At 68.0% G+C, this 18,122-nt stretch carries 16 protein-coding genes; 1 reads left to right on the top strand and 15 read right to left on the bottom strand.

Annotated features, from left to right (window positions below):
• Positions 1–18: 18 nt before the first annotated feature.
• The 11 genes from B7K20_RS08055 to uvrA form a co-directional block, all read right to left on the bottom strand.
• A complete protein-coding gene (locus B7K20_RS08055) occupies positions 19–249 on the bottom strand; it encodes a SelT/SelW/SelH family protein (protein ID WP_084102014.1) in 231 nt (76 codons plus the stop codon).
• Positions 250–423: 174 nt separating this feature from the next.
• On the bottom strand, positions 424–786 hold the full coding sequence (locus tag B7K20_RS08060; RefSeq protein ID WP_084102015.1) for an RNA polymerase-binding protein RbpA: 363 nt from the start codon (positions 784–786) through the stop codon (positions 424–426).
• Between the two features lie 22 nt (positions 787–808).
• Positions 809–1,054: a preprotein translocase subunit SecG gene (gene secG / locus B7K20_RS08065; protein WP_084102016.1), complete on the bottom strand. Its 246-nt coding sequence runs from the start codon at positions 1,052–1,054 to the stop codon at positions 809–811.
• A 79-nt stretch (positions 1,055–1,133) separates the two neighbouring features.
• Positions 1,134–1,922, bottom strand: a complete 789-nt coding sequence (tpiA, locus tag B7K20_RS13285; protein ID WP_084102017.1) for a triose-phosphate isomerase — start codon at positions 1,920–1,922, stop codon at positions 1,134–1,136.
• Positions 1,923–1,925: 3 nt separating this feature from the next.
• On the bottom strand, positions 1,926–3,116 hold the full coding sequence (gene pgk / locus B7K20_RS13290; protein WP_084102018.1) for a phosphoglycerate kinase: 1,191 nt from the start codon (positions 3,114–3,116) through the stop codon (positions 1,926–1,928).
• Positions 3,117–3,206: 90 nt separating this feature from the next.
• The gene (gap, locus tag B7K20_RS08080) at positions 3,207–4,211 is read right to left on the bottom strand and encodes a type I glyceraldehyde-3-phosphate dehydrogenase (protein WP_084102019.1); all 1,005 of its coding nucleotides are present in this window, start codon (positions 4,209–4,211) and stop codon (positions 3,207–3,209) included.
• A 161-nt stretch (positions 4,212–4,372) separates the two neighbouring features.
• The gene (whiA, locus tag B7K20_RS08085) at positions 4,373–5,356 is read right to left on the bottom strand and encodes a DNA-binding protein WhiA (RefSeq protein WP_084102020.1); all 984 of its coding nucleotides are present in this window, start codon (positions 5,354–5,356) and stop codon (positions 4,373–4,375) included.
• A 16-nt stretch (positions 5,357–5,372) separates the two neighbouring features.
• Entirely contained in the window at positions 5,373–6,344 is a 972-nt protein-coding gene (gene yvcK, locus B7K20_RS08090) for a uridine diphosphate-N-acetylglucosamine-binding protein YvcK (RefSeq protein ID WP_084102021.1), read from the bottom strand.
• Positions 6,341–7,264, bottom strand: a complete 924-nt coding sequence (rapZ, locus tag B7K20_RS08095) for an RNase adapter RapZ (RefSeq protein ID WP_084102022.1) — start codon at positions 7,262–7,264, stop codon at positions 6,341–6,343. Before rapZ ends, yvcK begins: the two co-directional genes overlap by 4 nt.
• Complete coding sequence (gene uvrC, locus B7K20_RS08100) at positions 7,261–9,144, bottom strand: excinuclease ABC subunit UvrC (RefSeq protein ID WP_084102023.1); 1,884 nt, start codon at positions 9,142–9,144, stop codon at positions 7,261–7,263. The genes rapZ and uvrC overlap by 4 nt, the downstream gene beginning before the upstream one ends.
• Before the next feature lie 4 nt (positions 9,145–9,148).
• Positions 9,149–12,010 (bottom strand): excinuclease ABC subunit UvrA, encoded by a 2,862-nt coding sequence (gene uvrA / locus B7K20_RS08105; protein WP_084102024.1) that lies wholly within the window; start codon positions 12,008–12,010, stop codon positions 9,149–9,151.
• 71 nt (positions 12,011–12,081) lie between these two features.
• Here uvrA and B7K20_RS08110 point away from each other — a divergent pair, with 71 nt between their 5' ends.
• On the top strand, positions 12,082–12,357 hold the full coding sequence (locus B7K20_RS08110) for a YciI family protein (RefSeq protein ID WP_084102025.1): 276 nt from the start codon (positions 12,082–12,084) through the stop codon (positions 12,355–12,357).
• 83 nt (positions 12,358–12,440) lie between these two features.
• Here the strand turns inward: B7K20_RS08110 and B7K20_RS08115 are convergent, their stop codons facing one another.
• The 4 genes from B7K20_RS08115 to rpsA all read right to left on the bottom strand — a co-directional run bounded on the left by B7K20_RS08115 (position 12,441) and on the right by rpsA (position 18,077).
• Positions 12,441–13,580: a TerC family protein gene (locus tag B7K20_RS08115; RefSeq protein WP_084102026.1), complete on the bottom strand. Its 1,140-nt coding sequence runs from the start codon at positions 13,578–13,580 to the stop codon at positions 12,441–12,443.
• Positions 13,581–13,630: 50 nt separating this feature from the next.
• Positions 13,631–15,700: an excinuclease ABC subunit UvrB gene (uvrB, locus tag B7K20_RS08120; protein WP_084102027.1), complete on the bottom strand. Its 2,070-nt coding sequence runs from the start codon at positions 15,698–15,700 to the stop codon at positions 13,631–13,633.
• Between the two features lie 54 nt (positions 15,701–15,754).
• Positions 15,755–16,366 (bottom strand): dephospho-CoA kinase, encoded by a 612-nt coding sequence (coaE, locus tag B7K20_RS08125; protein WP_084102028.1) that lies wholly within the window; start codon positions 16,364–16,366, stop codon positions 15,755–15,757.
• A 217-nt stretch (positions 16,367–16,583) separates the two neighbouring features.
• Positions 16,584–18,077 (bottom strand): 30S ribosomal protein S1, encoded by a 1,494-nt coding sequence (gene rpsA, locus B7K20_RS08130; RefSeq protein WP_084102029.1) that lies wholly within the window; start codon positions 18,075–18,077, stop codon positions 16,584–16,586.
• Positions 18,078–18,122: the final 45 nt, after the last annotated feature.

Consider the following 18,122-nt stretch of genomic DNA (forward strand, 5'->3'; position numbering starts at 1 on the left):
TCCTTGCGCTGTCAGGCGTTAGGCCGCGAGACGCGCCTTGACGGCCTCGACGATCTGCGTGATGTCGTACTCGTCGGGCTTGGCGTAAATGGTGTCACCGTCGGCCCGGAACGTGAAGACGCCCTTCTCCCCCGTCACCAACGCGACCGACTCGACGGCACCGCCGAACGTCGTCAGCAGCGCGCGCTGCGCCTCGATCGCCCGGTCAAGGTAGCCGCAGGGAACGCAGTACTCGATCTCGATCTTCATGGAAGTCCTCCTGGAGGGTCGATGGGGGTCGTCTCCCATCCTGTCATGCGCACCGCCGCGCGCCCGTGATCCCACCCCCACCACGCCGTGGGGAGGCGTGGCACGTAACCCGGACACGCGAAAGCCCGGCGGCTCCCTTGCGGGAAGCAGCCGGGCCTCGAAGACTGACGAGCGCTACGCGGTGGCGCCACGGCGCGCGCGCAGCGTGCCGAGAGCCTCGTCGAGGAGGGCCTGACCCTCCTCGTCCGTGCGGCGCTCCTTCACATACGCGAGGTGCGTCTTGTACGGCTCGTTGCGCAGCGGCTCGGGCGGGTTGTCCTTGTCGAGGCCGCCGGGAAGCCCGCAGCGGGGGCAGTCCCACTCCATCGGCACCTCGGGCGAGTCGCCCTCGTCACCGGTCGCGAAGCTGGGCGACGTGACATGGCCCTTCGCACAGTAGTAGTTGACGACCTGACGCGGCGCGGACTCGCCGCGCTCGTCCTCGCCCATGGGTCCCGCGCCAACGCGCGAGCCACGAATGGCGTTTCCGCCTGCCATGAAATCTTCCCCTCAGCTGCTGCTAGACGGCGAACCGCGAAATGAGACCGAGAAGCACGATGATCGCCACCCAGACGCTCGCCGTGATCCACGTGATGCGGGTGAGGTTGCGCTCTCCCACCGCCGACGACTGCACGCCGGAGGCGAAGCCGCCGCCGAACATGTCGGTGATGCCGCCTCCGCGGCCACGGTGGATGAGCACCAAACCGATGATCACCAGCGAGCTGATCACCAGCAGGACCCACAGGGTGGTCTCCAGAATTGCCACAGTTCTCCTCAAACGTGTTCGGATCGCCTACCAGGATACGCGACGATTCGCGCATCCTGGTAGGCGCCACGCACGGGCGTCAGCCCACCTGGTGCGAACGGAAGCGCGCGATCTTCGCAAACTCCTCGGGGTCGAGGCTTGCGCCGCCCACGAGGCCGCCATCCACGTCGGGCTCCGCCATCAGCTGGGCGATCGAGCCGGACTTCACCGAACCGCCGTAGAGCACGCGCACGCCGTCGGCGAGCTCCGCGTCATACAGCTCCGCGAGGCGGCCGCGGATGGCACCGCAGACCTCCTGGGCGTCGGCGGGAGTGGCGACCTCGCCGGTGCCGATGGCCCACACGGGCTCGTACGCGATGACGACGTCCTTGGCCTTGTCGGCGGGCAGGTCCTTCAGCGCTCCGTCAACCTGGGCGAGCGTGTACTCGACCTGCTTGCCCTCCTTGCGCACGTCCAGGCCCTCGCCCACGCACACGATGGGGACGATGCCGTTGTCGAAGGCCGCCTTGGTCTTCGCGGCGACGACCTCGTCGGACTCGCCGTGGTACTCACGACGCTCCGAGTGACCGACAGCCACGTAGGACACGCCGAGCTTCGCGAGCTGCGAGCCCGAGACCTCGCCGGTGTAGGCGCCCGACTCGTGGCTCGAGATGTCCTGGGCGCCGTACTTCAGCTCGAGCTTGTCGGCGTCCACGAGCGTCTGCACGGAACGAATCGAGGTGAAGGACGCGAGCACCGCGACCTCGACGTCCTCGAAGTCGTGCTTGGCGTCGCGCAGGAGCCACGCGAGCTTCTGCACGGTGTGCGTGGCCTCGAGGTGGTCGAGGTTGAGCTTCCAGTTACCAGCGATGAGGGGGGTACGTGCCATGGGTCAGTCCTCCAGTACGGCGAGGCCCGGCAGGACCTTGCCCTCGAGCAGCTCGAGCGACGCGCCGCCGCCCGTGGAAATGTGGCTGAAGCCGGCCTCGTCGTAGCCCAGGCGGCGCACGGCCGCGGCCGAGTCGCCGCCGCCCACGACGGAGAAGCCGTCGGCGTCGATCATGGCCTGCGCGACGGCACGGGTGCCGCCCTCGAACGCCTCGAACTCGAACACGCCCATGGGGCCGTTCCACACGATGGTCTTGGCGTCCGCGATCTTCGACGCGAACAGCGCGCCGGATTCGGGGCCGATGTCGAGACCCATCCAGCCATCGGGAATCTGGTCGGCGGGCACCGTCTTGTGCTCGGCGTCCGCGGCGAACGCGGCGGCGACCTCGATGTCGGTGGGCAGGACGATCTCGACGCCGTTGGCCTCGGCGGTCTCGAGGTAACCCTTGACCGTGTCGATCTGGTCCTCTTCGAGAAGCGACGAGCCGACCTCGTAGCCCTTGGCCTTGAGGAACGTGAAGACCATGCCGCCGCCGATGAGGAGGCGGTCGGCCTTCGTCAGCAGGTTGCCAATGACGCCGAGCTTGTCGGAGACCTTCGAGCCACCGAGCACCACCGCGTAGGGGCGCTCGGGGTCGGTCGTGGCGCGCGAGAGGGACACGACCTCCTTCTCGACCAGCGTTCCGGCCGCGGCGGGCAGGATCTGCGCAACGTCGTACACCGAGGCCTGCTTGCGGTGGACCACACCGAAGCCGTCGGAGACGAACACGTCTGCGAGGGCCGCGAGCTCCTGGGCAAGGGCCTGGCGCTCCTCGTCAACCTTGGAGGTCTCGCGGGCGTCGTAGCGCACGTTCTCGAGCATGGCGACCTGGCCGGACTCGAGGGCCGCGACGGTGGCCTTGGCTGACTCGCCTACAAGGTCAGCGGCGAGGGTCACGGGGCGACCGAGCAGCTCCGCGAGGCGGGCCGCGGCGGGCGCGAGCGAGTACTCGGGCTTGGGCTCGCCGCCGGGGCGGCCCAGGTGGGCGGTGACGATGACCGCGGCGCCTGCATCGAGCAGCGCCTGGATGGTCGGTACCGACGCGCGCACGCGGCCGTCGTCGGTGATCGTGGTGCCGTCGAGCGGCACGTTGAGGTCGGAGCGGACCAGCACCTTCTTGCCGGTCAGGTCTCCCAGTCCTGCGATGGTCTTCATGTCAATCCTCTTGCCTTGTCGTGACATGGCAACGCCCGCACACGCAGCGCGTGCGCGGGCGTCACCACGATCAGTTCCCGTAGGGGTGGATCAGAGCTTCTCGCCGACGAAGTTCGTCAGCTTCGCGAGCGAGGCCGAGTAACCCCACTCGTTGTCGTACCACGACACGACCTTGACGGTCGAGCCGCTCACGCGGGTCAGCTTCGCGTCGAAGATCGACTGGTGCGGGTCGCCGACGATGTCCGACGAGACGATGTCGTCCTCGGTGTAGGACAGCGTGCCGGCCATCTCACCCTCGGCGGCAGCCTTGATCGCAGCGTTGACCTCTTCGACCGTGGTCTCACGCGAGGCCTCGAAGGTGAGGTCGGTGGCCGAGCCGGTGATGGTGGGCACACGCATCGCGAAGCCGTCGAGCTTGCCCTTGAGCTCGGGTAGCACGAGGGCGACGGCCTTGGCGGCACCGGTGGTGGTGGGGACGATGTTCTGCGCGGCGGCACGGGCGCGGCGGAGGTCCTTGTGGGGGCCGTCCTGGAGGTTCTGGTCGCCGGTGTACGCGTGGATCGTCGTCATGAGGCCACGCTCGATGCCGATGGCGTCGTTGAGGGCCTTCGCGAAGGGCGCGAGGCAGTTGGTGGTGCACGACGCGTTCGAGATCACGTTGTGAGCGGCCGGGTCGTAGTCGGTGTGGTTCACACCGACGACGAAGGTCGCGTCCTCGTTCTTCGCGGGGGCGGAGATGATGACCTTCTTGGCACCCGCGGCGATGTGGGCCTTGGCCTTCTCAGCGTCCGTGAAGAAGCCGGTCGACTCGATCACGATGTCGGCGCCGAGCTCGCCCCAGGGAAGGGCGGCGGGGTCGCGCTCGGCGAGGGCCTTGATGGCCTTGCCGTCGACGTAGATGTTGTCGTCGTCGTAGGAAACCTCACCGGGGAACTTGCCCAGGACGGTGTCGTACTTGAGGAGGTGGGCGAGGGTCTTGTTGTCGGTGAGGTCGTTGACACCAACAATCTCGAAGTCGAAACCAAGCTCACGCGCGGCACGGAAGAAGTTGCGTCCGATACGGCCAAAGCCGTTAATGCCGACCTTGATAGTCACTATGAATCTCCTCGGCTTGCGCCGACCAGTGCCGGCGCGGTTGTGTGTGGATTCTGTGCGCACCTCGACGTGCGCGGGGTGTCCCCGGATCCCCGGGGCTCTTCCGTCAGCCTACACCGATGCGTTGATCCGCGAGACGCGACGAAAGTCCTGGTGAGGGGTCAGTCGAGATCGAGTATTTCCTGATTGATGCCCGCCTCGGTGTCCGGGATGCCGAGCTCCTCTGCGCGCTTGTCCGCGGTGGCGAGCAGGCGTCGAATGCGGCCCGCGACGGCGTCCTTGGTCAGCGGCGGGGTGGCGAGCTTGCCCAGTTCCTCGAGCGACGCGTCGCGGTTGGCCAGGCGCAGCTCGCCCGCCTCGCGCAGGTGCTCCGGCACGTCGTCGCCAAGGATGTCGAACGCGCGCGCCACGCGGGCGCCGGCTGCCACCGCGGCCTGAGCCGAGCGGCGCAGGTTGGCGTCGTCGAAGTTGGCGAGCCGGTTGGCGGTGCCACGCACCTCGCGGCGCGTGCGCTTCTCTTCCCACTCCAAGACGGAGTCATGCGCGCCGATGCGGGTGAGCAGTTGCGCGATCGCGTCGCCGTCGCGGATCACTACGCGGTCCACTCCCCTGACCTCGCGCGACTTCGCCGAGATCCCTAGGCGACGTGCGGCGCCCACGAGCGCGAGCGCGGCCTCGGGCCCGGGCGAGGTGACCTCAAGCGAGGAGGACCTGCCGGGCTCGGTGAGCGAGCCGTGGGCGAGGAACGCTCCGCGCCATGCGGCCACCGTGTCCTCGATCGACCCGCCAACCACCTGCGGGGGCAATCCACGCACGGGGCGGCCACGCTGGTCGAGCAGTCCGGTCTGGCGGGCGAGCGACTCGCCCTCCTTCACGATGCGCACCACGTAGCGGTTGCCCTTCTTCAGGGCGCCACCGGACACGACGATGATCTCGCCCACCAGTCCGTAGACCTCGTGGATGAAGGCGCGCAGGCGACGCGCACCGGCGGCGGTGTCAAGCTCAGCCTCGATGACGATCCGGCCGCTCACGATGTGCAGGCCCCCCGCGAAGCGGAGCATCGTCGCGACCTCCGCCTTCCTTGCCGAGATCTTGTCGACCGCGACTCGCGCGAGTTCGTCCTTCACCTGTGCCGTCAAAGCCATGCGCTGATTCTGCCATTCATCGGGCGGGACCGGAGCCGCCGGCGTGCTTCGTCATGGCCCATGAGGTCCGTGAGGCGAGCACCTGCCGCAACGTTTCGCGCAGCCGTATGGGGTCGTGGGCGTGGGCGTGGTGGTGGTCCCGCACATCGGCCTCCACCAGCTGCGGCCCCCACTGCGCGATCTCGTCGCGCAGCCCGGGGTCGTCGGCGTGGGAGGTATCGACGACGACCTCGGCCGGCACAAAGTCCGGCGCTGCGGTACGCAACGCCCGGATGTCGTCGACGCGGCTCATGCCCGCGGTCTCGACATCGTCGTCGCCCACGTTGAGGATCACCGTGGTGCGCGCGCTCGCCGCGACGAGTGCCGCGGCGACGGGGGCCACGCAGAAGTGAGTAAGAACCGAGGTGTACCAGGAGCCTGGGCCCAGCACCACGGCATCGGCCTCGGCGATCGCCGTGAGCGTCGCCGCAGGCACCCGCGGCTCAGCGGGCTCGAGCGACAGGGACTTGACCCTGCCGTGCGCTGTCGCCACTGCGACCTGGCCACGCACCACATCGACACCGCTGTCCGTCTCGAGCTCCGCGCACACCGTCAGCGGCTCCTCCGACACCGGCAGCACCCGGCCGTGCGCCTGGAGGAGGCGTGCCACCCATTCGAGCCCCTCGACGACATCGCCGCTGCGGTCCCACAGCGCCGCGATAAGGAGGTTGCCCAGGGCGTGACCGTCGAGAGGGCCATCCGTCGTGAAGCGCCACTGCAGTACATCCCGCCACGTGGTGCCCCACTCGGTGTCGCCGCACAGCGCGGACAGCGCCATGCGCAGGTCGCCAGGCGGCACGATCCCCATCTCGTGGCGCAGCCGGCCCGAGGAACCGCCGTCGTCGGCGACGGTGACGACCGCGGTGAGGTCCTCCGTCAGACCGCGCAGGGCGGTCAGCGAGTGGTAGAGGCCGTGTCCCCCGCCCAGCGCCACCACCGCGCCGGTCATGACTGCGGCCTGTCCCGGTGGGTGACGCGCACGTCGTAGCCGCGCTCTCGCAGCCGTGAGCCGAGTTCCTCCGCGATCGCCACCGAGCGGTGCTTACCTCCCGTGCACCCCACGCCGATGGTCACCGAGGGCTTGTCGTGTGCCCTGTAGTGGCGCAGCGCGCCGTCGATCACGCCGGTGTAGCCGTCGAGGAACTCCTGCGCGCCCACCCCGCCAAGCACGTGGTCGCGCACCGCGGGATCGAGCCCCGTGAGCGGCTTGAGTTCGGGATCCCAGTGGGGATTGGCGAGGAAGCGCACATCGGCGACAAAGTCGGCGTCGGCCGGCAGCCCGTTCTTGAATCCGAAGGACTGCACGTTGACGTGGAGGCGCGGCATCTCTTCGGCGATGCGGTCCGTCATGAGTTCTCGAAGTTCATGGACGTTAAGACGCGAGGTGTCGATGACATGGTCGGACGCGCGCCGGATCGCCGACAGCTTCGACCGCTCGCGGCCAATACCCTCGAGGATGGTGCCGTCCGCCTGCAGCGGATGCGGTCGGCGCGCCTCCTCAAAACGCCGTACCAGGGCGTCATCGGAGGCATCGAGGAAGACCATCCTGACGCTGATCCCGCGTGCCTCGAGATCGTCGACGACCGGCTCGAGATCCTCGAAGAAGGCGCCGCCGCGCGCGTCCACCACGGCCGCCAGCTTGCGCGAGGCATCGGAGCCGACCACCGAATCCACCAGGCCGGCCAGGAGGTGCGGCGGCAGGTTGTCCACCACGTACCAGCCCAGATCCGCGAGCACCGCCGCTGCCCTGGTGCGTCCCGCTCCGGACATGCCGGTGAGGACCAGCACCTCTGCCGCCGATCCGGCTTGGGCTGCGGGTAGACGCGGGATTCCCGACGGGTACGTGGGGGGATGCGGGTCGTCCGTCATGACTCCAGCATGCCATCGTCCCCGCGGAGGGCCGCGTAGACCGCCCGCGCGAGCCCCTCGCCGATGCCTGGCACGAGCGCGATCTGTTCCACCGACGCCTCCTTCAGGCGAGCGGGCGAACCGAAGTGGCGGATCAGCGCCTTGGCCCGTGAGGGGCCGATGCCCGGGAGGCTGTCGAGCTCGGACGCCTTGACCGTCTTGCCACGCTTGGCACGGTGGTGGCGGATCGCGAAGCGGTGGGCCTCGTCACGCACGCGCTGCATCAGATAGAGCGCCTCCGAGCCGCGCGGGAGAATCACGGGGAACGGTTCGCCTGGAATCCAGATTTCCTCGAGACGCTTCGCGAGGCCGCAGAGGAAAACGTCGGTGATGCCCAGCCGGTCCAGGACCTCGCGGGCCGCGTTGACCTGGGGCAGCCCACCGTCGACCACCACTAGCTGCGGCGGGTACGCGAAGCGCGCGCTCTCGCGTTCCTCAGGGGGCAATTGCGATTCCTCGAGGTAGCGGGTGAAGCGGCGTGTCAGCACCTCGTCCATCGCGGCGGTGTCGTCCACCGCGTCGGCGATACCGAACTGGCGGTACTCCTTCTTGCGCGGCAGCGCGTCCTCGAACACCACCATCGAACCCACTTGGTTGGTGCCCTGAGTGTGGGAGATGTCGTAACACTCGATCCTCAGCGGCGCGTCCGCCATCCCCAGCGCCTCCTGCAATTCCTGCAACGCCGCGGAGCGTGTGGTGAGGTCGCTTGCGCGCTTGAGCCGGTGTTGGTCGAGCACCTGCTGGGCATTCTGGTGCCCGGTTTGGGCAAGCTCGGCCTTCTTGCCGCGCTGCGGGACGCGGATTGCCACCCGTGCGCCACGCAGCCCGCCGAGCACCTCCGCCAAGGGGGCGGCATCCTCGGGCAAGGCAGGCACCAGCACCTCCGGCGGGATCTCCTCCGGCTCCGCGGACCCGTATGCCTCCTGGACCAGCTGGAGCACCATGGCCTCCGGCCCGAGCGGCTCGGGCTTGTCGACCACCCAGCCGCGCTCGCCCGTGATGCGACCGTCGCGGACGTAGAACACGTGCGCCGCCGCCTCCATCTCGTCGTCGACCAGGCTGAAGATGTCCACGTCAACTCCGGCATCGAGGACCACGGCGTTGCGGTCCAGCACCGCCGTCAGCGCCTGGAGACGGTCACGGGCGCGTGCGGCCGCCTCGAAGTCCTCGCGCTCCGCCGCCTCCGTCATGGTGCGGGTGAGGTCACGCATGATGCCCTTGGCATCCCCGCCGAGCACGGCACACACGCGCTCGGCGAGAGCGCGATGGTCCTCTTCCGAGATCCGACCCACGCAGGGCGCCGAGCACTTGTCGATGTAGCCCAGCAGGCATGGGCGGCCTTGACGCTCCGCCTTGCGAAACACCCCCGGCGCACACGTGCGCACCGGCAGCGCCGCCAGCAGCGTGTCCACCGTCTCGCGGATCGCCCACGCGCGGGCGTACGGGCCGAAGTACCGCACACCCTTCTTGCGCGCGCCACGCATCACCTGGATGCGGGGAAACTTCTCGTTCAGCGTGACCGCGAGGTACGGGTATGACTTGTCGTCTTTGAAGACGACGTTGAAGCGGGGGTCGTACTCCTTGATCCATGTGTGCTCGAGGATGAGGGACTCGACCTCGTTGCGCACCACGGTCCACTCGACCGAGGCCGCGGTGGTCACCATCATGCGCGTGCGCGGATGGAGATTGTCGAGGGGCTGGAAGTAATTCGCGAGGCGCGCACGCAGGTTCTTAGCCTTGCCCACGTAGACCACGCGGCCGTGGGGGTCGCGGAAGCGATACACGCCCGGGCGCGTCGGGATCGTTCCCGGCGCGGGCCGGTAGGTCGCGGGATCGGTCACGGGATCAGGCTGGCACACCGATGCCGAGCATCGGCGCAAGGAACCGTCCCGTGTGGCTCTCCTCCACCGCGGCGACCTCCTCTGGGGTGCCCTCCGCGACCACCACGCCACCGCCGGAACCACCCTCGGGGCCCATGTCGATCAGCCAGTCAGCGCTCTTGATCACGTCGAGGTTGTGCTCGATCACGATCACGGAGTTGCCCTTGTCGACCAGACCCTGCAGCACCGCGAGGAGCTTGCGCACGTCCTCGAAGTGCAGGCCCGTGGTGGGCTCGTCGAGCACGTAGATGGTGCGCCCGGTCGAGCGGCGCTGCAGCTCCGAGGCAAGTTTCACGCGCTGCGCCTCGCCACCGGACAGCGTCGGTGCCGGCTGACCGAGCCGCACATATCCGAGCCCCACGTCGACCAGCGTGCGCAGGTGGCGCGAGATGCCCGGGATCGCCTCGAAGAAGTCGGCGGCCTCCTCGATGGGCATGTCGAGCACATCGGCGACGGTCTTGCCCTTGAAGTGCACCTCGAGGGTCTCGCGGTTGTACCGCGCCCCCTTGCACACCTCGCATGGCACGTAGACGTCGGGCAGGAAGTTCATCTCGATCTTGAGCGTGCCGTCGCCCGAGCAGGCCTCACAGCGCCCACCCTTGACGTTGAACGAGAACCGGCCGGGACCGTAGCCACGCACCTTCGCCTCGGTGGTGTCGGCGAAGAGCTTGCGCACCTTGTCCCACACGCCCGTGTAGGTCGCGGGGTTGGAGCGCGGCGTGCGGCCGATGGGGCCCTGGTCGACGTGCACGATCTTGTCGAGCTGATCCACGCCGGTGATGCGCGTGTGTCTTCCGGGCACCTGGCGTGCACGGTTGAGGGTGTTCGCCAGCGACGTGTACAGGATCGAGTTCACGAGCGTGGACTTGCCCGAGCCGGACACACCGGTGACAGCCGTCAGCACGCCCAACGGGAACGACACGTCGATGTCGCGCAGGTTGTTCTCCCGTGCACCCACCACCGTGATCTCGCGCGCCTTGTCGGGAACGCGCCGCTGCTCGGGCACGGCAATGCTGCGCGTGCCGGCAACATACGCGCCGGTGAGCGAACGCTCGTTCGCCAGCAACTCCTCGACGGTGCCGGTGTGTACCACCTCTCCCCCGTGCTCGCCGGCACCGGGGCCGATGTCGACCACCCAGTCGGCCGCGCGGATGGTGTCCTCGTCATGCTCGACGACGATCAGGGTGTTGCCCAGGTCACGCAGGCGCGTGAGCGTCTCGATGAGGCGGTGGTTGTCGCGTTGATGCAGGCCGATGCTCGGCTCGTCCAACACGTACAGCACACCCACCAGTCCCGAACCGATCTGGGTGGCCAGACGGATGCGCTGCGCCTCTCCACCCGACAGGGTGCCGGCGGCGCGCGACAGGGTCAGGTAGTCGAGGCCCACATCCAGGAGGAAGCCCAGGCGGGCGTCGATCTCCTTGAGTACCTGGACGGCGATCTGACGGCCGCGCTCGTCGAGCTCCGCGGTCAGCAGGAAATCGCGGGCGTCCGCGATAGAAAGGTCCGAGACCTCCGCGATCGAGCGTCCACCGATGGTGACCGCGAGGACCTCGGGCTTCAGGCGTGTGCCCTTGCACACGGGGCACGGCACCTCGCGCATGTAGGCCTCGTACTTCTCGCGCGAGAAGTCGGACTCGGTCTGCTCATGAAGGCGCTGGATCCAGGAGATAGCGCCCTCGAAGCCGGTGGTGTACTGACGCTCGCGACCAAAGCGGTTCCGGAACTTCACGTGAACCTGATAGTCCTTGCCGATGAGCACGGCCTGCTTGACGGACTCCGGCAGGTCGCGCCAGGCGGTGTCCATCGAGAAGCCCAGGTCGTCTGCGAGCGCGTTGAGCATGCGCCCGAAGTATTCGGACGACGAGGCGTTCCACGGCGCCACCGCACCCTCGTTGAGGCTCAGATCCTCGTCCGGCACCACGAGCCCGGGGTCGACCTCCAGGCGCACGCCGATGCCGGTGCACTCGGGGCACGCGCCGTAAGGAGCGTTGAAGGAGAACGTGCGGGGCTCGATCTCCTCGAGCGCGAGCACGTGGTCGTTGGGGCACGCGCGCTTCTCGCTGTAGCGACGTGCCGGCACATCGCCGTCCACGGGGTCGATCAGCACCAGGCCGTCGGCGATGCGAAGCGCCGTCTCCACCGAGTCGGTGAGGCGCCGCTGCACACCCTCGCGGGCCACGAGCCTGTCGACGACCACCTCGATGTCATGCTTAAGCTTTTTCTCCAGCTGCGGCGGGTCGGTCAGCTGGACGACCTCGCCATCCACGCGGGCGCGAGCGAAGCCCTGCTGCTGCAGCTCCTCGAAGAGGTCCGCATACTCGCCCTTGCGTCCACGAATGACCGGCGCGAGCACCTGGTATCGCGTTCCTTCGGGAAGGCTCAACACCGAGTCCACGATCTGCTGCGGCGTCTGCGCCTGGATGCGCTCGCCACACACCGGGCAGTGCGGGGTCCCCACGCGCGCATACAGCAGGCGCAAATAATCATGCACCTCGGTGATGGTGCCCACCGTGGAGCGCGGGTTGCGGTTGGTGGACTTCTGGTCGATCGACACCGCGGGCGACAGGCCCTCGATGAAGTCGACATCAGGCTTGTCCATCTGCCCCAGGAACTGGCGCGCGTAGGCGCTCAGCGACTCGACATAGCGGCGCTGTCCCTCCGCAAAGATCGTGTCGAACGCGAGCGACGACTTACCCGAGCCCGACAGGCCGGAAAAGACGATCAGCGCATCGCGAGGAAGATCAAGGTCGACGCCCTTGAGGTTGTGCTCGCGCGCGCCGCGGACCAGGAGACGTTCATTCACCCGGCCATCGTACGCGGCCATTCGTTCGAACGCACGTTCGAACCGGCGTGTCGGCGTCCACGCCCCAACCCGAGGCCTGCCACGATGGCGTCATGACCGACTGGATGATCGAGTACGTATACGACGACCGCTCCGACGAGCGCGACCGCCTCCGCCCGGAGCACCGCGCCCACCTCGCGTCTCTGGCGGCCGCGGGCTCCATGCCCGCCTACGGGCGCTTCGATGACGAGGGCCCGGCCGGGGCGCTCCTGATCGGTCGAGCGGAGACGGTCGCTGACGTCGAGGCGATGCTCGACGGCGACCCCTTCTGGACCGCCGGCCTCATCACCGAGCGCCGCATCCGGCGCTGGCCAGCAGTCTGGGCCTGAGCCCCGGCGGCCCGCCCGGAACCAATGCAGAAGGCGCCCCTCCCGCGAAGGAGGGGCGCCTTCTGCGTTGCGTCAGGTGCGCGTTAGCGGCGTTCGTCGGGCGCAGCATCGTGAGACAACGTACCGTCCGACACCGTGCCGTCGAGTTCGCCGCGGTCGCGGACGGCGCCGTCAGTAGCCGAGCCGCCCACGGCATCGGCGGTCGTGGCCTCGAGGGCCTCCACCTCGGCCTCTACCTGGGCGGCGACGTCCGCCGACTTCCCGCGCGTCGCGATGAGGCTCGCGACGGTTGCGACCACGAGGATGCCGATGATGACCGTCAGCGAGGTCCCGGTCGAGATCTCGGGGACCTCGAGGTGCTCGCCGCCGTTGATGAACGGCAGGTTGTTCTCGTGCAGGGCGTGAAGGACCAGCTTGACGCCGATAAACGCAAGGATCGCCGCGAGCCCGTAGTGGAGGAACACCAGGCGCTGCAGCAGACCCTGGACAAGGAAGTACAGCTGGCGCAGACCCAACAGCGCGAACGCATTCGCGGTGAACACGATGAAGGGGTCCTGGGTGAGCCCGAAGATCGCGGGGATCGAGTCGAGCGCGAACAGCACGTCGGTGGACCCGATCGCGACCATGACCAGCAGCATGGGCGTCGCCATGCGGCGGCCCATCTCACGGACGAACACGTGGCCCTCGCGGTAGCCGTCGGTGACGGGGAACAGGCGACGCACGCCGCGCACCAGGCGGCCTTCCTCGTATTCTTCCTCGGCGTCTTCGTCCTTGTTCTCGCGCGCCAAGCCCCAGGCGGTGTAGATGAGGAACGCGCCGAACACGTAGAACAGCGCCGAGAACGCGTCGAGCGCTGCGGCGCCCGCCGCGATGAACACTCCACGCAGCACCAGCGCGATGGCGATGCCCACGAGAAGCACGCGCGAACGGTACTTGGGCGGCACCGCGAAGCGGGTCATGATGACCAGGAAGACGAAGAGGTTGTCGACGGACAGTGCCTTCTCCGTGATGTAGCCCGCGAAGAACTCGCCGGTGACGAACTCGTCATGCCACACATGCAGCACCACGCCGAAGATGATGGCGAGTGCAATGTAGAACAGCGACCAAAGCGCCGACTCCTTGAAGGACGGCTCGTGCGGCTTGCGGATCACCACCGCGAAGTCAAAGACGAACAGGCCGACGATCAGCGCTATCGTCGCGGTCCAAACAAGGGGATCAGTCACCGGGCAATCCTAGGTCAGGAGTCCCGGGTGCGATGCCGTCGCGCCGGCCACTAGCCCGCCGCCAGCATCTGTCGCAGTTCCTTCTTGAGCTCACCGATCTCGTCGCGCAGGCGCGCGGCGATCTCGAACTGCAGCTCGGCCGCAGCCTCCCGCATCTGCTCGCTGAGGTCCTCGATCAGTTGGGTGAGCTCGTCCGCCGGCCTCCCCGCCATGGGCGAGGGGTCCTTCGCGCCGCGACGGCCCTTGCCCGTCGTGGCGTTCTTGGCCTCGTCGAGCGCCTGGGCGGTATCCGCCTCCTCGCGCGCGAGCATCTCGGTGATATCGCCGATGCGCTTGCGCAGCGGCGTGGGGTCGATCCCGTTGTCGCGGTTGTAGGCGATCTGAATGTCGCGGCGACGATTGGTCTCCTCGATCGCCGTTCCCATCGAGTCGGTGATGGTGTCCGCATACATGTGGACCTCGCCCGAGACGTTACGAGCCGCGCGCCCGATGGTCTGGATGAGCGACGTCCCGGAGCGCAGGAAGCCCTCCTTGTCCGCGTCGAGGATCGACACCAGCGACACCTCGGGGAGGTCGAGGCCCTCGCGCAGCAGGTTGATACCGACGAGCACGTCGTAGCGGCCCATGCGGAGTTCTCGCAGGAGCTCGACGCGGCGCAGCGTGTCGACGTCGGAGTGCAGGTATTCGACGCGCACGTCGCGGTCCGAGAGGAACTCGGTGAGGTCCTCCGCCATCTTCTTGGTCAGCGTGGTCACGAGGACGCGTTCGTCGCGCTCGACGCGCTGGCGAATCTGCTCCAGCAGGTCGTCGATCTGACCCTGCGTGGGCTTGACCACGATCTTGGGGTCCACCAGGCCCGTGGGACGAATGATCTGCTCCACCACGCCGTCGGCCGCGTCGAGCTCGTACTGCCCGGGCGTCGCCGACAGGTAGACGGTCTGGCCCGTGCGGTTCAGAAACTCGCCCCAGGTGAGCGGGCGGTTGTCGAGCGCCGACGGCAGGCGGAAGCCGTGCTCCACGAGCGTGCGCTTGCGCGAGCGGTCGCCCTCGAACATCGCGCCGATCTGCGGCACGGTCACGTGGGACTCGTCGAGCACCAGCAGGAAGTCGTCGGGGAAGTAGTCGAGCAAAGTGTGTGGCGGAGTGCCGGCAGCACGCTGCTCCATGTGGCGCGAGTAGTTCTCGATGCCCGAGCAGGTGCCGACCGAGCGCATCATCTCGAGGTCGAAGGTGGTGCGCATCTTCAGGCGTTGGGCCTCGAGAAGCTTGTTTTGTCGCTCCAACTCCTCGAGCCGCTCCCCCAGTTCGATCTCGATGGTGCGGATCGCGTTCTCCATGCGGTCCACGCTCGTCACGTAGTGAGAGGCGGGGAACACGTGCACCTGCTGGCGCTGCTCGACGACCTGACCCGTGAGCGGGTGGAGCGTGTACAGGGCGTCGATCTCGTCACCGAAGAACTCGATGCGGATCGCGAGCTCCTCATATACGGGGATGATCTCGACCGTGTCGCCGCGCACCCGGAACGTTCCGCGCGTGAACGCGAGGTCGTTGCGGGAGTACTGCATCTGCACGAACTCGCGCAGCAGCATGTCGCGGTCGACCACGTCGCCGACGGCGAGCGACACCATGCCCTTGATGTACTCCTCCGGTGTGCCGAGTCCGTAGATGCAGGACACCGAGGACACCACCACCACGTCGCGCCGGGTCAGCAGCGAATTGGTCGCCGAGTACCTGAGCCGCTCGACCTCCTCATTGATGGACGAGTCCTTCTCGATGAAGGTGTCCGTCTGCGGCACGTAGGCCTCGGGCTGGTAGTAGTCGTAGTAACTGACGAAGTACTCGACCGCGTTGTGTGGCAGCAGGTCACGGAACTCGTTGGCGAGTTGCGCGGCGAGCGTCTTGTTGTGCGCCATCACGAGCGTGGGGCGCTGCAGGCGTTCGATGAGCCACGCCGTGGTTGCCGATTTTCCGGTGCCCGTCGCGCCCAGCAACACGACGTCCTGCTCGCCGGCCTGGATACGGGCCGCCAGTTCGTCGATGGCTTTGGGCTGATCGCCCGAGGGCTGGTACTCCGAGACCACCTGGAACGGTGCCTCGCTGCGGCGTAGGTCGGGACTCATACTCCTACCGTACGCGGGGCCGCCGACATCGTTGACGGCCGATGCCGTGGCTGGCTAGCGCTTGCGCCGCCCCTGCGTGGGAACGTGGGTCCGCCACAACTCGTCGACCTGCGCGCGCAGCCGATCCGCGGTGCCCGAGCCGTCGAGAACCACATCGGCGATGGCCGCCCGCTGCGCGTCGGTGGCCTGCGCGGCGAGGCGGCCCCTGGCCTGTTCCTCCGTCAACCCCCGGGAATCGATCATGCGCGCCACACGCACGTCGTCCGGCGCGGCGATCGTCACCACAAGGTCGAACCCGGTGCCCTGGCCGCTCTCTGCCAGCAGCGGGATGTCGTGCACCACCACCTGCACGCCGTCGAGCCGCGCCTGACGGTCGGCCGCGCGGCCCATCGCGTACACGGACGGGTGGACAATCGCGTTGAGGCGCTCGCGCGCGCCGGGGTCGTTGAACACGATGGCGGCCAGGGCCGGACGGTCTAGTGCCCCGTCCTTGAGGACGCGGTCGCCGAACTCGCGCACGATGTCGACCAACCCGGCCGATCCGGGCTCGACGGCGCGTCGCGCCAGGACATCGTGATCCACCACGCGCGCGCCGAGTTCGGCAAAGTGCGCTGACGCGGTGGACTTGCCGGCAGCGATGCCGCCCGTGAGGCCGATGCGAAGCATGGGGTGAGTCTGTCAGGAACCGTAGGGCGGATGCCAACCCGGCCACGGCATCGGCCGTTCTCACGAGTCCGTTCCTGGTGACCCAAGATCCGCCACGACCCCCCCCTGGCGCAAGTGTCCTCACTTGCGCCACCAGCGAGGGGGCGGGCGCGATCGGCGCGGCCGGAGACGACGAAGGCCCCCGACCGCGGACGGTCGGGGGCCTTCGGGGATCGGCTTAGTTGCCGGTCAGCTTCTCACGCAGGGCGGCGAGACGCTCGTCAGAGGCGAGCGTGCCCGCGTCCGACGACTCGTCGTGCGACGAGTACGACGCACCGGCGTCGCGCTTGCCACCGCGGCGGGGAGCACCAGCGCCCGCGGCGGGCTCGGACGTCTCGGCCTCGGCGGCCTGCTCGTCCTGCTTCGCCACGAACTTCTTGTGCGCCTCCCAGCGCTCGTGGGCCTTGGCGTACTCGGCCTCCCAGGCCTCGCGAGCCTCGTCGTAGCCCTCGAGCCACTCCTGGGTCTCGGAGTCGAAGCCCTCGGGGTACTTGTAGTTGCCCTGGTCGTCGTACTCGGCGGTCATGCCGTACAGCGCGGGGTCGAAGTCCTCGCCGGCCGGGTCGACACCCTCATTGGCCTGCTTGATCGACAGCGAGATGCGGCGACGCTCGAGGTCGATGTCGATGATCTTGACGAAGACCTCTTCATCGGCCTGGACGACCTGCTCGGGCAGGTCGACGTGGCGCACGGCGAGCTCGGAGATGTGCACGAGGCCCTCGATGCCGTCGTAAACGCGCACGAACGCGCCGAACGGGACGAGCTTGGTGACCTTGCCGGGCACAATCTGGCCGATGGCGTGGGTGCGGGCGTAGACGGCCCACGGGTCCTCCTGCGTCGCCTTCAGCGACAGGGAGACACGCTCGCGGTCCATGTCGATGTCGAGAACCTCGACCTCGACCTCCTGGCCCACCGACACGACCTCGTTGGGGTGGTCGATGTGCTTCCAGGACAGCTCCGACACGTGCACGAGGCCGTCGACGCCGCCGAGGTCCACGAACGCACCGAAGTTGACGATCGAGGAGACGACACCCTTGCGGACCTGGCCGGGCTGCAGCGCGGTGAGGAACGACGAGCGCACCTCGGACTGGGTCTGCTCGAGGAAGGCACGGCGCGACAGGACCACGTTGTTGCGGTTCTTGTCGAGCTCGATGATCTTCGCCTCGATCTGCTGACCGATGTAGGGCGCGAGGTCGCGCACGCGGCGCATCTCGACGAGCGAGGCGGGGAGGAAGCCACGCAGGCCGATGTCCACGATGAGGCCGCCCTTGACGACCTCGATCACGGAACCGGTCACCACGCCGTCCTCGTCCTTGATCTTCTCGATCGAGCCCCAGGCACGCTCGTACTGGGCACGCTTCTTCGAGAGGATCAGGCGACCCTCCTTGTCCTCCTTCTGGAGGACGAGCGCCTCGACGGTGTCGCCAACGTTGACGACCTCGTCCGGGTTCGCGTCGTGGCGGATCGACAGCTCACGCGAGGGGATGACGCCCTCGGTCTTGTAGCCGATGTCGAGCAGGACCTCGTCACGGTCAACCTTGACGATGGTGCCCTCGACGAGGTCGCCGTCGTCAAAGTTCTTGATGGTCGCGTCGACGGCTGCGAGGAAGTCCTCAGCGGAGCCGATGTCGTTGACGGCGATAGGGGTGGACTCGGGGGTGGATACGGACATTAAGGAGTGACTCCGATGGACAATGGATGAGTAGTGGAATTTTCG

The sequence above is a fragment of the Demequina sp. NBRC 110051 genome (genome assembly GCF_002090055.1).
Classification (GTDB): domain Bacteria; phylum Actinomycetota; class Actinomycetes; order Actinomycetales; family Demequinaceae; genus Demequina.